The organism is Anaerovibrio sp. RM50, assembly GCF_000622005.1.
In the GTDB taxonomy this organism is placed as follows: Bacteria; Bacillota; Negativicutes; order Selenomonadales; family Selenomonadaceae; genus Anaerovibrio.
In genome coordinates this window covers 339,570-355,387 of sequence record NZ_JHWV01000001.1, presented here as the reverse complement: position 1 = coordinate 355,387, position 15,818 = coordinate 339,570, and the positions used below count along the sequence as shown (strand labels likewise).

Here is a 15,818-nt window from a genome sequence, read left to right as displayed (position 1 = left end):
TTGACTTTTATGGTACCTGCTACCATAATTATTTGATAGGAGTTGGTAAAAATGTTTGATATTTTTCTTGAAAATAGATGGGCATTTTATGGCTTGATTGCCGGTATTTTTCTGCTTGTGAACGCTGTGGCCTATTTATTATTGAAGTATATTCTTCCATGGCAGGCCATGCGGACCCTTAAAAAGTTCAATATTCATGCCAGAAGCCGTAAACTGCTTCCAGTGCTGAATCTGACGGGGCAGCTGGTAATGGGCCTTTCCGGTGCCGTTACCAAGGGTGTGCCAATGATTTATGATATAATTCCCGCGGGGATTGCCCCTTCCAAGCTCATGACCTTCGCGGCAGCTGCCGAGGCTGGTATAAAGCATCCTTTGGCGGAGGCAATTGCTGAGTGGGCCGATGAAAAACGGCTGGAGCTTCCCGAGGCATCTGCCAGCAATATGGTACCCGGCAAAGGTGTTGAGGCCCTAATTAACCATCAGGAGGTTCGGGTTGGTACAGCAGCTTTTTTGCAGGACCATGACGTGAAAATTTCCGCTGAGATATTGACTCGTGCCGATCAGCTGGCAGGAAAGGGAAATGTGGTTTCCTTCGTCAGTATCAGCGGTTATTGCCGAGGCTTTATTGTGTTTAGTGATGCCCTGCGGCCAACTGTTCCAGGAGCGGTCCAGACCCTTAGGGATTATGGTATTTCCACCTTGATTATGACCAGTGCCGCCGGCAGTACAGCCAGAAATATTGCCCGACAGGCCGGTATTAATAATGTCAGTGCTGAACTGGATACCATGGAGAAGGCCAAGAAGATAACCATTATGAAGACATCTGATTCTCTTATTGGTGCCGTGGCCACCACCAGCAATACCCAGGTTTTGGCCCAGTCTGCTGATATCAGCTTTGCTCTCAGCATCACCGATGAGTCTATAAAGGATCAGTGTGATGTTTATGTGGACAGCGTGGATTTCGGCAATATTATGAGTGCAGTGGATATTGCCCAATATACTTATGGCAAGAGAAAGACAGGCATAATTGTTACAGTGCTGTTTAACCTTGTTTTGGGTGCTGTTACCAGCTATATTGTGGCTGAGGCCTCCTTGCCTTTTTTTGCACCGGTGCTGCCGATTCTGGCAGGAGTGCTGTTTCTTATTGGCATTATCGCCAACCAGTTTACCTATAATTATTAATTACGAAGAAAAATTTGCAACTTTAACAGTTTAAAATATAAAAGTGTTAAACACGATAATAAGGAGTAATTATTAAATGGATAAAGAAGAATTTTCCGAATTAGTAGATATGGTTCTTGACAATACAGCCCGTCCGCCTCAGGAGCTTTTTGCCAATGGCTATGAGGATTGGCATTGCCGTGCCCGCTTGGGCCATTTTTTGGCGATGCCGGAGTTTAACCGTCTTGATGCCGCCAAGGAGCTGTTTATGTCTGTGCTGGATGTGGAGCCTGACGAGGAAAACAGCCAGGATGTGGAGGAGAAGGCCTATGCTCTCCAGCATCTCAGCCAGGTGGAAAAGGACCAGAAGATTTATAACAAGGCCCTTGAGCACATTAATATGGCCATTGAGACTGCGGAATCCTATGACTACCTTTATAAGTACATTCTTAGAGGTGAGCTTTGGGCCCAGCGCTGGAATATTATGCATCTCATGAAGCAGACGGAGGATGCAGAGGCTGAAGTGGATGAGCGCATTGAGGTGTTCAGGGATATTCCTATAGAGCATAACAGCTACCTTTATTACGGATACCGTTTCAAGGCCCAATTGGCAGCTGAGCGGGGAGTACCCCTTGTAGCAAAGGATTATATGCACATGGCTCTCCATAATATGGAGATTGATGACCATCACAAGAAAAATCTGGATAAGGCCTTTGCCGCTGACCATGACAATATTTCCTGGATTTTGTCAGAAATCGACAAGGCGACACCTAATCCGGATAATCTTCACTGGGATATTTAAGCTATATTAAAGGAGTGGGAACAGTGAGTTCCGATAAAATCGAAATCAAGGCAAATGCAAAAATAAATCTGACTCTGGATATTTTGGGTACCAGAGATGATGGTTACCATGAGGTGGCCATGGTTATGCAGGAGGTAAGCCTCCACGATAATCTGTATATGGAAAAGGCTGACAGCGGTATTGAGCTGGAAATTCCCGGCTCTGATTTGCCTGGGGATAAAACAAATCTGTGCTATAGGGCAGCTGCACTTATTATGGAGGAATGTGGCATAAAGGGTGGAGTAAAAATTACTCTGGACAAGCACATTCCTATTGCAGCCGGTCTTGCAGGGGGCTCTGCTGATGCGGCGGCTGTGCTGAAGGGCATGAATCAGCTATACGGACTGGGGCTTTCCGAGGAAAAACTCTGTGAGCTGGGGGCACGTCTTGGTTCCGACATTCCTTTCTGTATAATGGGGGGCACCATGCTGTCCACCGGCCGTGGAGAGATTTTGGAGCGTCTGCCGGATTTCCCGGAGGCGGATATAGTGCTGGCCAAGCCAAAGGTGGGAGTCTCCACCGCCTGGGCCTACAAAACCTATGATGCGGGCTATAACGGGCCCCACCCTGATAATAAGGCCATGATAAGGGCCATTGAGCAGGGGGATATTTTATCTGCAAGTAAATTGTTGTGTAATGTGCTGGAAAGTGTTACTATAGAAAAGCATGCCATTATCGACAGATATAAGAAGGAAATGCTGGACAATGGGGCATTGGCAAGTATGATGTCAGGCAGTGGTCCTACGGTGTTTGGCATAGCTCCTGATGAATCAGTGGCGGAGAAAATGGCAGCGGCAATTAAAAATATAGATAATGAGGCGGCTGTGTTTACAGCAAAAACTGTTGGCAGAAATAGAGGTTAATTATGGACACTAAATTATCACCTATTAAATTGGATAGCTACCAGCCTCTCCGGGAGGTAGTTTGTGAAACACTCCGGGATGCTATTCGCAAGGGAAAACTGAAGCCCGGCGAAAGACTTATGGAAATCCAGCTGGCAGAGGATCTGGGCGTTAGCCGTACCCCGGTCCGGGAAGCAATCCGCAAGCTGGAGCTGGAGGGCTACGTAATTATGATGCCACGCCGTGGCACTTATGTTGCCAATTTGTCCATCAGGGATGTAAATGAGGTCTTTGAAATACGTACATCTCTTGATTCCCTGGCCAGCGGTCTGGCTGCAGAGCGCATTACCGAGGAAGAACTGGAAAGACTGCAGCGCCTGTTGGTGGCCATTGGAGGCTATATTGAGGAAAATGACATGGACAAAATCGTTGAGTGCGATACTGAGTTCCATGATCTTCTGTATCAGGCCAGCCGCAATTCCCGCCTGGTGGGCATTATCTTTAATCTTCGTGAACAGCTTACCAGATTCCGTTCAACCTCCATGGCATTTCCGGGCCGGCTGAAGGCCACCTTGGAGGAACACCGCCGCATTGTGGAGGCCATTGCCCAGGGTGACGTGGCTGAAGCCAGGGCGGCTGCGGAGTATCACATGGAGAAGTCTGAGCAGACCCTTCTTGAGAGCATGGAAGCCATGAAAAAACAGGGATAATTTCAGATATAATTAGCAAATAATCAGTATAAATTAATTGGAGGCAATTTTAATGCTGGATTTAGTAACAGTAATTTTAGCAGCTGGCAAGGGTACAAGAATGAAGTCCAAGCTGCCAAAGGTTTTACATAAGGTCGCAGGGAAGTCTATGCTGCAGCACGTACTGGATGCCGCCACCAAGGCTGGTTCCAGACGGAATGTGGTAGTGGTTGGATTTGGCGGTGAAACTGTAAAGGAAGCCATTGGGGACCAGGCTGAGTTCGTGGTACAGTCTGAGCAGCTGGGTACTGGCCATGCGGTAAAGCAGGCGGCACCTCTTCTTTCCAAGGAAAATGGCACTGTCATGGTGCTTTGCGGTGATACCCCGTTGGTTACTGCCGACCTTATCAGCAAGCTTTATGAAGGCCATAAGGCCGCCGGTGCCAAGGCAACCGTTCTTACTGCAATTATGCCCGATGCCACTGGCTATGGCCGTATTATCCGTACTGCAGAGGGTGATGTTGCCCGTATTGTGGAGCAGAAGGATGCCACTGAGGAGGAACGCCAGGTGAAGGAGGTTAACTCCGGCATTTATTGCTTTGAGTGCAAGGATTTGTTTGAGGCTCTGGAGAAGGTGGGCTGTGACAATGCCCAGGGTGAGTATTATCTCCCGGATGTTCTGGGAATTCTCCGTGAGCAGGGTGAAAAAATCTGGGCTGTGGCCGCAGACGATTACGAATCCACTCTGGGCATCAATTCACGGGTTCAGCTTTCCGGTGCCGAGAAGATTCTCCGTCGTCGTAAGAACATTGAATTAATGGATAACGGAGTTACCCTTATGGATCCTGACAGCACCTTCGTTGATGCTGATGTGGAGGTTGGTCCTGATACGGTTATTTATCCTTTCTCCTGGCTGGAGGGCAATACCAAAATTGGTGCAAACTGCGAGATTGGCCCTAACTGCCGCTTTACCAATGTTACCATTGGTGACGGTGTAAAGGGGCATTTTGCCTACGGCCATGACTGCATTGTTGATGATGGCGTTGACTTTGGACCTTATGTTCATCTCCGCCCTAATACCCATATTGGCAAGGACGTCCACATCGGAAACTTTGTTGAGGTTAAGAACTCCAATATCGGTGAGGGAACCAAGCTGCCTCACCTTCAGTACATTGGCGATGCTGATGTGGGAAGTCATGTAAACTGCGGCTGTGGTACTGTTACTGTTAACTACGACGGCAAGAACAAGCATCGTACTGTTATTGGTGACAATGCCTTTGTGGGTTGCCAGACGGCTCTGGTGGCTCCTGTAACCGTTGGTGAGGGGGCATATATTGGTGCCGGTTCCACTATCACCAAGGATATTCCGGCCTCTGATCTGGCCATTGCCCGGGCTCACCAAAAAAATATAAGTGGTTGGGCAGATAAACGAAAAAATTAAAGTGGATATTTCAGTGGTTTACTGATAATATATATACGGAAATTTTACTATGGCAAAATTTCCACCAAAAGAAATTTGTTTTATTAAAGTTTGGAGGCTTTATAAAAAATGTCACAATCTGCAAAGAGTAACATGCGTCTTTTAGCTGGTAATGCGAACCCGGCACTTGCCCAGGAGATTGCCGAGCATCTTGGTATCAGTCTTATTGAGGCTCAGGTGGGTCATTTCAACAATGGCGAAATCCAGGTTATGATCAGTGAAAGCATTCGCGGCAAGGATATCTTTATTATCCAGCCTACCAGCCAGCCGGTTAATGAGAATCTCATGGAGCTTCTCATCATGACTGATGCTTGTAAGCGTGCCTCTGCTCATAGCGTAACTGCCGTAGTTCCTTACTATGCCTATGCCCGTCAGGACCGCAAGACCCGTGGACGTGAGCCTATTTCCGCCAAGCTGGTTGCCAATCTGATGCAGTCTGCTGGTTTGGACCGTGTAGTTACTGTTGACCTTCATGCCGGCCAGATACAGGGCTTCTTTGATATTCCTGTGGACCATCTGGCAGCAGCTCCTGCAATGGCTGAATATTTTAAGGAGCTGAATCTTGAGGATGCTATTGTTGTATCCCCGGATTTGGGCGGTGTTACCCGTGCCCGCAGAATGGCTGACTTGCTGGATGTGGGTATTGCCATCGTGGAGAAGCGTCGTCCACGTCCTGGTTGTGCTGAGGTTATGAATCTTATTGGTGACGTTAAGGGCAAGACCTGCATCATGATTGATGATATGGTTGATACTGCCGGTTCCCTGTGTGAGGGTGCCAAGGCTCTTAAGAAGCTGGGTGCCAAGGAAGTTTATGCTTGCTGCTCCCATGGTATTCTTACTGATCCTGCAGTACAGCGCATCAATGATTCTGTTATTAAGCAGCTTGTTATTACCAATACTATTCCATTGGCTCCGGAGAAGCGTTCCGAAAAGATTGTAACCATTTCCCTGGCACCAATGCTGGCTGAGTTCATTGATTGTATCTACAACAATGGTTCTGTAAGTAAGCTCTTCAAATAATAATTAAATAAAGCAAGGGGCGAATCTAGGTTCGCCCTTTTCGTTTAGCAATAATTAGGGGTGAATGAAGATGGAATTTGCAAAAAGAATGGAACAGTTCGGGGAAGGGGTATTCTCCAGATTGGCAGAAATGCGCAAGGAGCGTGTAGCTGCGGGAAAAAATGTAATTGACCTCAGTATCGGCGCACCAAATATTCCGCCTGCAAAGCGGATTATGGAAACAATGGCCAAGGCTGTAATGGACCCTGCAAACTACGTATATGCCATTTCTGACAGAAAGGCCATGCTGGATGCGGTGGCCAAGTGGTATCAGCGCCGTTACAATGTAACTCTGGATCCTGACACGGAAATATGTTCTCTTTTAGGCTCCCAGGACGGTTTGGCACATATTGCCCTTTCGATTTTGGATCCGGGGGATATTATGATGGTTCCGGACCCATGCTATCCGATTTTTGCTGATGGACCACGCTTCGCCGGGGCAGAGCTTTATTATATGCCCCAGAAAAAAGAGCATGATTATGTGATTCAGCTTAAGGATATTCCGGAGGAAGTGGCCCGGAAGGCCAAATTTATGCTTGTTTCATATCCAAACAACCCTACTGCCGCCATGGCGCCAATAGAGTTCTATAAGGAGCTTATTGAGTTTGCCAAAAAGTATGACATTATTGTTTTGCATGATAATGCATATAGTGAGCTTGTATTTGACGGCCGTCAGTGGGGCAGTTTTCTGGAGCTTCCTGGGGCAAAGGAGATTGGAGTGGAATTTAACTCCTTGTCCAAAACCTATGGCCTGGCCGGGGCCCGCATAGGCTACTGCCTTGGCAATGCCAAGGTGGTGGGAATGTTAAAGACCTTAAAATCCAATATGGATTATGGAATGTTCCTGCCAATTCAGGCGGCAGCCATAGAAGCCATATCGGGGGACCAGTCCATAGTAGCAGAAACAAGGGCAGCTTATGAGCGTCGCCGTGATGTTCTCTGTGATGGCCTTATTGAAGCAGGGTGGCAGATGGACAAGCCACCTGGAACAATGTTTGTTTGGGCACCGATTCCTGCCTCCTATGAAAATTCTGAAGTATTTGTCAAGGATCTGCTGGACAAAACCGGGGTATTGGTGACACCGGGCAGTGCCTTTGGCCCGTCTGGGGAGGGCTATGTGCGCATGGCTTTGGTGCAGTCTGAGGAGGATATGCAGCGGGCCGTGGATGAGGTACGAAAATCCGGCATATTTGCCTGATGTAGACTGTCAATGGACGTTTGTTATGCTTAATTGTTATATTAAGTGTACGAAATATATATTTTTAGTTGAGAAAAACTTTATTTTGTATTAAAATAAATGAGTATTTATTCACAATATAGAAGAAAGTAGGAAAAAACACATGGTAGAATCTGTTTGGTCAATATTGCCACCTATAATCACTATTGTGCTGGCATTGGCGACAAAGGAAGTGTATATGTCACTGCTTATCGGTATTTTCTCCGGTGCTTTGCTATATACAAATTTCAACGTAATTGAAGCTGTTATGACTATGTTTGATGTGCTGGCTGATAAGGTGGGCGGCAATGTCAATATTTTGGTCTTTCTGGTAATTTTGGGTATTATTGTGGCGGCCATTACACGCTCCGGTGCTACCCGTGCCTATGGTGAATGGGCGGCAGAGAATATCAAGGGCCGTCGAAGTGCAATGCTTTTGACTGCTATTCTTGGTATTGTTATTTTCATTGATGACTATTTCAACTGCCTTACTGTTGGTACTGTAATGCGTCCTATTACGGACAAGTTTAAGATTTCCCGGGCCAAGCTGGCTTACATCATTGATGCCACTGCGGCACCTATTTGTATATTGGCGCCCGTGTCCAGCTGGGCAGCAGCAGTTGGCTCATCCCTGCCGGAGGGCAGTGAGATTGATGGCTTTGCCCTGTTCCTCCAGACCATTCCGTTTAATCTTTATGCATTGTTGACCATGGCGTTTATGGTGTTCATTATCATTTCCCAGCGGGATGTATTCTCCATGGCGGCCTATGTCAGAAAAAATCAGGATAATTTTATTGTTCCTAAGGAGTATCGTGACAGTGAGCAGGAGGGTCCTACCGGCAACGGCCGCATTATCGACCTGGTTCTGCCACTGCTTGTTCTTATTGCAGCCTGTGTATATGGCATGCTCTACACTGGTGGTATTAATGAAGGCAAGACTATTGCCGATGCTTTTGCGGACTGCGATTCTTCCAAAGGCCTGGTATTCGGCTCCTTCACCGCCTTTGTGTTTACAGCTTTGCTGTATCTGCCACGCAAAGTAATTTCCTTTAAGTCCTTCTGCGAAACTTTTGTACAGGGCTTCAAGGCCATGACCCCTGCCAATCTGATTCTCTGCTTTGCCTGGACCCTTTCAGGCATCTGCAGCGACAAGTATCTGAATCTTGGGGGCTATGTGGGTATGCTGGTAAGTGCCAATACCGATGTGGTAATGTTCCTGCCGGTTATCTTCTTCGTGGTAGCTATTATTCTGGCCTTTGCCACAGGTACCTCCTGGGGTACCTTCGGTATCCTTATTCCGATTGCAGTAGCTGTAATTGGGCCAAGCGATGTTAATATGCTGTCCATTACTGTGGCGGCTATCCTTTCCGGAGCAGTTGGCGGTGACCATGCTTCACCTATTTCCGATACAACTATTCTGGCTTCTGCCGGTGCCCAGTGCAGTCATCTTGACCACGTATCCACTCAGATTCCTTATGTTTTGATTGTTGCCAGTGCCAGCTTTGTGGGCTATATCGTTGATGGTTATACCATGAATGGCTGGTATGGTCTGGCTGCGGCAGCTGCTATTCTGGCAGTTGTTATGGCAATTATATGCGCCAAGGTTAAGCCTGTGGATGTTGACCATTGATTTAATTTTTTAATATGTTTAGGACACCTGTACATTTTTGTGCAGGTGTTTTATTTTCGCCTTGACATTCAGTTGGTATCGTTTTATTCTAAATAAGTTGTAAAAGATTGAAAAAATGAGGAGATGATGTTGTGGTAACAACAGTACGCCACAAGGTTAACTTTTATGACACAGATGCCATGGCTGTTGTGCATCATTCCAACTACATCAGATGGTTTGAGATTGGCCGTGTGGAGTTTCTTCGTGAAGCGGGTATTACCCTGAATCAGCTTATGGATGATGGATATGTTTTTCCCATTACCGAGGTTAGTGCCAAATATGTTAATTCAGCTAAATTTGACGATGAATTGATTATTGAAACAACCCCGGAGGCTCTCACCAAGGCAAAGATGGCCTTTACTTACCGTATTTTGCGGGCATCCGATGATACCCTGCTGGTAACGGGCAGGACCCAGAATGTTTTTACTTCGATGGACACCGGCAAAATTACCCGTCTGCCGGATATTTACTATGATAAATTAAAAGCAATGCTGGACTGATTAGTCATGAGGCATTAACAAATTTGGAGGTATAATTTATGGAAAACATATTATTAGGTATTATTGCTGCAGCAGTTGTGCTGGTGGCTCTGGTAAAGGCATATCTTAATCATCTTGGGCTTGAAAATGTTATAGCCAAGGTTGACAGCCGCAGCCCATTTGTGGTGGACGAGCAGACTGAAAACAGCCTGACCTTCAGCACAAATGTTGAATATGTAAACGAGGGCCCTCAGTGTGCAACTATTATGGATTGCCTTGTTCGTCCTCAGCTCCCTTATGAGCAGTACGATGGCCTTGAGACCAGAGGCCATGCAGAACTGGTATCTGCTCCCCGTGAGGACGATTACTTCGAGGCTTATATCATTCAGGGAAAGGGCTATGGCCAGGATCTGGACCGTACCTTCATCAAGGCACAGGTTAAGCTTATCGCCCGTCATGGCATGACAATTAAAGAAGCAATTTCTAAGATGCCTGACTTCAATTTCCAGATTATCTGGCTGGAGACCGGCCGCCTTGTGGCTCACTATCGTCAGGCCCGTATTGAGGTTCCTGCGGCTGAAATTGCCAAGCTGGCCGGCACTGAACTGGTGGAAGTATAAGGAGGGCTATTGATATGAGTAATGATGTTAAGATTGAACTGATTCCAATCCCTACCAGAATTCTCACTGATAAGGATGATATTATTGATACAGTGGAGCGTTATACGAAGGGTAAGATAGGCCCTGATGATGTTATTTCCGTGGCAGAGAGTGTAGTGGCCATTACTCAGGGCCGCGCTGTTCGTCCGGAGGATTTGAATATTACCAGAGTAGCCAAGTTTTGTTGTCGCTTTATTCCTGATTACGGCTCTTTGGCCAGCCCACATGGCATGCAGTCCCTTATGGATGTGGAGGGCAAGTGGCGCGTAGCTGGTGCTCTGTTACTGGGCTTTTTAGGCAAGCTGGTAGGTGCTAATGGTCTCTTTTACAAGTGGGGCGGTGAGCAGACTGCCCTTATTGATGATGTTACCGGTACTATGCCACCATTTGACAAGCATATCGTCTATGGTCCAAAGGACCCTGACAAAGTAGTTGAACAGCTTAAGGAACGTCTTGGCTGCTTTGGCGGTCTTATTGCGGATGTAAATGATTTGAAGCGTTCCCGCGTGGTTGGGGAGTCCAAGGGCCTTAACGGCCTTATGGCAGCTAACCTTCTCATTGATAATCCGTTTGGTAATGCTTCCCAGAAGACCCCAATTGTTATTATCAAGAACTTTAGACAGTATCAGGAACAGAACAGCTAAGTATTTTTGTGCCCCGTCGCCAGTATAGGTGGCGGGGATTTTTGCTAAGAAATCTTAGTGAATCAAATCCAAAGGATGCAGATGAACTTTAGATTTCGTGTAAGGGCTGATGAAAGCCTGTATGCTTTCATCTTGCTTTCTAAGGAGGAAAAATATGGAAAGAAAAGATGGCCGTAAGAATGACCAGCTTCGCAGATATGATATGACCCGTCATTTTCAGATTCATCCCGCAGGTTCTGTTCTTATTGAAATGGGCAAGACCAAAGTGATTTGTGCTGCCACCATTGAGGATCGGGTGCCCAGCTTTTTGAAGGGAACGGGGGAGGGCTGGCTTACAGCAGAATATTCTCTGCTGCCAAGTGCTACCAATACCCGAACTTCCAGAGAGGCTGCCCGTGGGAGACAGACTGGCCGCACCCAGGAGATCCAGCGGCTCATTGGCCGCAGTCTCCGTTCAGTTATGGATTTGAAGGCCTTGGGAGAAAGAACTCTCACAGTTGATTGTGATGTTATTCAGGCTGACGGCGGTACCCGTACAGCTTCTATTACAGGGGCCTTTATTGCCGTGGTGGAGGCCTGCGCAACTATATATGACGGCACTAAGCCATTCCCGGTGAAGGATTTTCTGGCAGCTATCAGCGTGGGAATTTCCGCTGAGGGGGAGCCAATCCTCGATTTGAATTACGAGGAAGATTCCAGCTGTATTGTGGATATGAATGTGGTGCGCACAGGCATGGGGCAGTTTGTTGAGGTGCAGGGAACCGGCGAGGGAAGACCTTTCAGCCGTGAAGAAATGTACAATCTTCTGGCACTGGCGGAAAAGGGCACCGATGAACTTATTTCCTACGAAAAGGATATTTTGGGCAACGATTTGGTCTGGAAAGTGGGCCGCGAATAAAAAAGTTTTAATATTTTTTTAGTTGGTAAGATATGCTAATGATAAGGTGGATATTCTATAAACACCGATTATCACTGAATTATCAGACAACTGAAAGAAAATTACGAATACCATTCATCTTTTTAGGGGCAAACCCTTGTGGTTATTGGCTTGAAAGCACATTAAAAGTATGATAATATGAGATATGTATGCGAGTGTATTTTTTTATTATATTAGGGAGGGTTTAATTTGCGTACGATCAATGTTGAACAGATCACAGCAGAAGTAGCGCAGATGTGTAAGGAAGCTGCCTACTATTTACCTCAGGACGTGTATGAAGCTCTTAAGAAGGGCCGTGAGACTGAAGAGTCTCCAGTTGGTCAGGTTGTTCTTGATCAGATCATTCGCAACTCTGAGATTGCCAGAGCTGAGGATCGTCCTATCTGCCAGGATACTGGTATGACCATTATTTTCCTGGAGGTAGGTCAGGATCTTCATATCGAAGGCGGCGATCTGACAGAAGCTATCAACGCTGGCGTTGCCAAGGGCTACACTGAGGGTTATCTCCGTAAGTCCGTTGTTGCTGAGCCTTTATTTGACCGTAAGAATACTCAGAACAACACACCAGCTATTATTTATACCAAGATTGTACCAGGCGATCAGCTGAAGATTGAGCTGACCTGCAAGGGCTTTGGTTCCGAGAACAAGGGCGGCATCAAGATGCTGGTTCCTGCTGATGGCGTTGAGGGCGTTAAGAAGGCTGTTCTGGATATTATCCAGCATGCAAGCTGCAACCCATGCCCACCAATGGTTGTTGGTGTTGGTATCGGCGGTACTATGGATCAGGCCGCTTATCTTTCCAAGCGTGCTCTCATGCGTAAGATTACTGAGCGTAATGCTCACCCTGATTACGCTGCACTGGAGAACGAGCTCCTCGGCCTTATTAACAAGACCGGTATCGGTCCTCAGCTTGGCGGTACAACTTCCGCACTGGCTGTAAACATCGAGTGGGGTCCTACTCATATTGCCGGCCTGCCAGTAGCAGTTACCATCTGCTGCCATGCTTGCCGTCATTCCCATCGTGTTCTTTAATATAGGAGGTTTATATAATGGCTGAGACAATTCGTATAACTACTCCTCTTAAAGAAGAGGATTCCCGCAAGCTCCGCGCTGGCGACAGCGTGCTCATTACCGGTACTATCTACAGTGCCCGTGATGCTGCACACAAGGTTATGACTGAGGCTCTGGCTCGTGGCGAGAAGCTGCCAATTGACTGGAATGACCAGATTGTTTACTATCTTGGTCCTACACCTGCAAAGCCAGGGGATCCAATCGGCTCCTGCGGTCCTACTACTGCCGGCCGTATGGATGCTTATACTCCTACCATGCTTGAGCAGGGTATCAAGGGTATGATTGGTAAGGGCTCCCGTGCCCCTGAGGTGGTTGAGTCCATGAAGAAGAACGGCGTTACTTACTTTGCTGCTGTTGGCGGTGCTGCTGCCCTCATTGCAAAGTCTGTTAAGAAGTACACCGTTATCGCTTACCCTGAGCTGGGTCCAGAGGCTCTTGCTGCTCTTGAGGTTGTGGATTTCCCTGCAATCGTGGTTATCGATTCTGAGGGTAATGACTATTACGAGATTGGTCAGAAACCATATCGTAAGTTATAAATTATAAATACTTTCCTGTGTGAAAGAAAATTTTAGGAGGTCAAGAATGATTAACGTATCTTTTTATCTTCGTCGACTGCATTCCCTTTGCGGACTTGTACTGCTCGGCGGTGTGCTGATTGAGCATTTGCTTACAAATGCATCAGCAATGGGCGGCCCAGAGGTGTTCAACAATGGCTTGGCAATGATGGAGTTGATTCCACCACCAATTTTCCTTGGTATTGAAATCTGTCTCTATGCTGTACCTATCCTGTTCCATGGTATTTACGGTATTTACATTGCACTCCAGGCTAACAACAACCCTAGCGATTACGGTTATTCCCGTAACTGGAAGTTCGCTCTCCAGAGATGGTCTGCTTGGTATCTCGTAGTATTCCTCATCTGGCATGTTGGTTACCTTCGTATTTACACTAAGGGCATCATGGGTGAGCATATCAGCTATGCATTGGTTCAGTCCACTTTGGCTAACCCAGTTGTATTTGCTCTGTATGCTATTGGTATGTTTGCTGCAATCTTCCATTTCTGCAATGGTATTACTACCTTCTGCATGACTTGGGGTATCACCAAGGGACCTCGTTCCCAGTGTGTTGTTGACAAGGGTGCCATGGGTCTGTGCGTACTCATGTGCCTGTTCACTTTGGCATTCATGTCTTCTTACTTCATGTAATAAAGTAAGAGTGTCGTAGTAGTAAAGATTTATTTATAAGGAGAGAACCTACGTGGCTAAAAATAAGATTATTGTAGTAGGTGGCGGCTTATCAGGTCTGATGGCTACCCTTAAAATTTGTGAAGCTGGCGGCGAAGTAGATTTATTCTCTTACTGCCCAGTAAAGCGTTCTCACTCCCTCTGTGCACAGGGTGGTATCAATGCTTGCATGGATACCAAGGGTGAGCACGATTCCATCTATGAGCATTTCGATGACACCGTATACGGTGGTGACTTCCTGGCTGACCAGCTGGCTGTTAAGGGCATGGTTGAGGCAGCTCCAAAGCTCATTAAGATGTTTGATCGTATGGGTGTACCTTTCACCCGTACCCCAGAAGGTGTTCTTGACCTCCGTAACTTCGGTGGACAGAAGAATAAGCGTACTTGCTTTGCTGGTTCCACCACTGGTCAGCAGCTCCTCTATGCTCTTGACGAGCAGGTTCGCCGTTGGGAAGTTAAGGGCGGCGTAACCAAGTACGAGTTCTGGGAATTCGTAAAGATCTTCAAGGATAAGAATGGCGTTTGCCGTGGTATCATTGCCCAGAGCATGAACTCCATGGAAATCAAGGCTTTCAAGTCTGATGTTGTTATTCTTGCAACCGGTGGTCCTGGTCAGGTATTTGGCCGTTGCACCGCTTCCACTATTTGTAATGGTTCTGCAGTTTCTGCAGTATATCAGCAGGGCGCAAAGATTGCCAACCCTGAGTTCATTCAGATTCACCCAACTGCTATCCCAGGCTCCGACAAGAACCGTCTGATGTCCGAGGCTTGCCGCGGTGAGGGTGGTCGTGTATGGGTTTACAGAGATGGTAAGCCTTGGTACTTCCTTGAGGATATGTACCCAGCTTATGGTAACCTCGTTCCTCGTGACGTTGCATCCCGTGCAATTTTCAAGGTTTGCGTTCACATGGATCTGGGTATTAACCATGACCGTCGTGTATACCTCGATCTGTCCCATATTCCTGCAGATTATCTGGAGCGCAAGCTGGGCGGTATCATTGAGATTTACACTGAGTTCGTTGGTAAGGACCCTCGTAAGGTTCCAATGGAGATTTTCCCTTCCGTTCATTACTCCATGGGCGGTATCTATGTAGACAGAAAGCATTTCACCAACATTCCTGGCCTTATGGCTTCCGGTGAGTGCGACCATCAGTATCACGGTGCAAACCGTCTTGGTGCTAACTCCCTGCTGTCCGCTGCTTATTCCGGCACCGTTTCCGGTCCTGAGGCTATGAAGTGGGCCAAGGAGAACGTATCCAAGCTGTGCGAGATCACCGATGCTGAGATTGAGGCTGCACGCAAGGAAGTTCAGGATGAGTATGACAAGATCCGTCAGATGAACGGTCCTGAGAATGCTCACAAGCTCCATCAGGAAATGGGCGAAATCATGTACGAGTATGTATCCATTGAGCGTGATAACAACGGTCTGGATATCTGCCTCGGCAAGCTGAAGGAAATCCTGAAGCGTTGGGAGAACATCGGCGTAACTGACCATGGCAACTGGGCTAACCAGGAGGCTATGTTCGTTCGTCAGCTCCGTAACATGATTATTTACGCTATGGCTATCACCAAGTCTGCTCGTTCCCGTGATGAGTCACGTGGTGCACATGCAAAGATTATGCTGGATGAAAACGGCAAGCGCATCGAGAAGGATGGCGAGTTGCAGTTCTATCCTCGTAACGATGAGAAGTTCATGTTTACATCCGTTGTAAGCTTTGATGCAGCAACTGAGGAGCCAGTTGTAACTTATGAGGAGTTTGAGCACTCCCTCATTAAGGCACGTCCTCGTAACTACGCTGTTGCAAAGAAAGAGTAATAGGGGGATAAAA

16 protein-coding genes are annotated in these 15,818 nt (G+C 47.0%); all 16 read left to right on the top strand.

The features are described from left to right. Positions 1-51: 51 nt before the first annotated feature. Positions 52-1,182 (top strand): HAD family hydrolase, encoded by a 1,131-nt coding sequence (locus tag T525_RS15420; protein WP_027405765.1) that lies wholly within the window; start codon positions 52-54, stop codon positions 1,180-1,182. Positions 1,183-1,258: 76 nt separating this feature from the next. Beyond that, positions 1,259-1,963 (top strand): hypothetical protein, encoded by a 705-nt coding sequence (locus T525_RS0101755; RefSeq protein WP_027405764.1) that lies wholly within the window; start codon positions 1,259-1,261, stop codon positions 1,961-1,963. A 23-nt stretch (positions 1,964-1,986) separates the two neighbouring features. Continuing rightward, positions 1,987-2,865: a 4-(cytidine 5'-diphospho)-2-C-methyl-D-erythritol kinase gene (gene ispE, locus T525_RS0101750; RefSeq protein WP_027405763.1), complete on the top strand. Its 879-nt coding sequence runs from the start codon at positions 1,987-1,989 to the stop codon at positions 2,863-2,865. 2 nt (positions 2,866-2,867) lie between these two features. Further along, positions 2,868-3,554, top strand: coding sequence for a GntR family transcriptional regulator (locus tag T525_RS0101745; RefSeq protein WP_027405762.1), 687 nt, complete (start codon positions 2,868-2,870; stop codon positions 3,552-3,554). A 52-nt stretch (positions 3,555-3,606) separates the two neighbouring features. After that, entirely contained in the window at positions 3,607-4,974 is a 1,368-nt protein-coding gene (glmU, locus tag T525_RS0101740; protein ID WP_027405761.1) for a bifunctional UDP-N-acetylglucosamine diphosphorylase/glucosamine-1-phosphate N-acetyltransferase GlmU, read from the top strand. 108 nt (positions 4,975-5,082) lie between these two features. Beyond that, positions 5,083-6,033, top strand: coding sequence for a ribose-phosphate pyrophosphokinase (locus tag T525_RS0101735; RefSeq protein ID WP_027405760.1), 951 nt, complete (start codon positions 5,083-5,085; stop codon positions 6,031-6,033). Between the two features lie 70 nt (positions 6,034-6,103). Continuing rightward, positions 6,104-7,270, top strand: coding sequence for an aminotransferase class I/II-fold pyridoxal phosphate-dependent enzyme (locus T525_RS0101730; RefSeq protein WP_027405759.1), 1,167 nt, complete (start codon positions 6,104-6,106; stop codon positions 7,268-7,270). A gap of 142 nt (positions 7,271-7,412) precedes the next feature. Then, positions 7,413-8,918 carry a Na+/H+ antiporter NhaC family protein gene (locus T525_RS0101725; protein WP_027405758.1) on the top strand — a complete coding sequence of 502 codons (1,506 nt, stop codon included), beginning with the start codon at positions 7,413-7,415 and terminating at the stop codon, positions 8,916-8,918. A 131-nt stretch (positions 8,919-9,049) separates the two neighbouring features. Further along, positions 9,050-9,457: a thioesterase family protein gene (locus T525_RS0101720; RefSeq protein ID WP_027405757.1), complete on the top strand. Its 408-nt coding sequence runs from the start codon at positions 9,050-9,052 to the stop codon at positions 9,455-9,457. A 38-nt stretch (positions 9,458-9,495) separates the two neighbouring features. Beyond that, on the top strand, positions 9,496-10,056 hold the full coding sequence (locus tag T525_RS0101715) for a hypothetical protein (RefSeq protein ID WP_027405756.1): 561 nt from the start codon (positions 9,496-9,498) through the stop codon (positions 10,054-10,056). Between the two features lie 14 nt (positions 10,057-10,070). Beyond that, on the top strand, positions 10,071-10,739 hold the full coding sequence (locus T525_RS0101710; protein WP_027405755.1) for a hypothetical protein: 669 nt from the start codon (positions 10,071-10,073) through the stop codon (positions 10,737-10,739). 154 nt (positions 10,740-10,893) lie between these two features. Then, complete coding sequence (gene rph / locus T525_RS0101705) at positions 10,894-11,637, top strand: ribonuclease PH (RefSeq protein WP_027405754.1); 744 nt, start codon at positions 10,894-10,896, stop codon at positions 11,635-11,637. Between the two features lie 228 nt (positions 11,638-11,865). Beyond that, entirely contained in the window at positions 11,866-12,708 is an 843-nt protein-coding gene (locus T525_RS0101700; RefSeq protein ID WP_027397325.1) for a fumarate hydratase, read from the top strand. A gap of 17 nt (positions 12,709-12,725) precedes the next feature. Next, entirely contained in the window at positions 12,726-13,283 is a 558-nt protein-coding gene (locus tag T525_RS0101695) for a Fe-S-containing hydro-lyase (RefSeq protein WP_027405753.1), read from the top strand. A gap of 46 nt (positions 13,284-13,329) precedes the next feature. Then, entirely contained in the window at positions 13,330-13,950 is a 621-nt protein-coding gene (locus T525_RS0101690) for a succinate dehydrogenase (protein ID WP_027405752.1), read from the top strand. A gap of 100 nt (positions 13,951-14,050) precedes the next feature. Next, positions 14,051-15,805 (top strand): succinate dehydrogenase flavoprotein subunit, encoded by a 1,755-nt coding sequence (gene sdhA, locus T525_RS0101685; RefSeq protein ID WP_051533339.1) that lies wholly within the window; start codon positions 14,051-14,053, stop codon positions 15,803-15,805. Positions 15,806-15,818 lie beyond the last annotated feature (13 nt).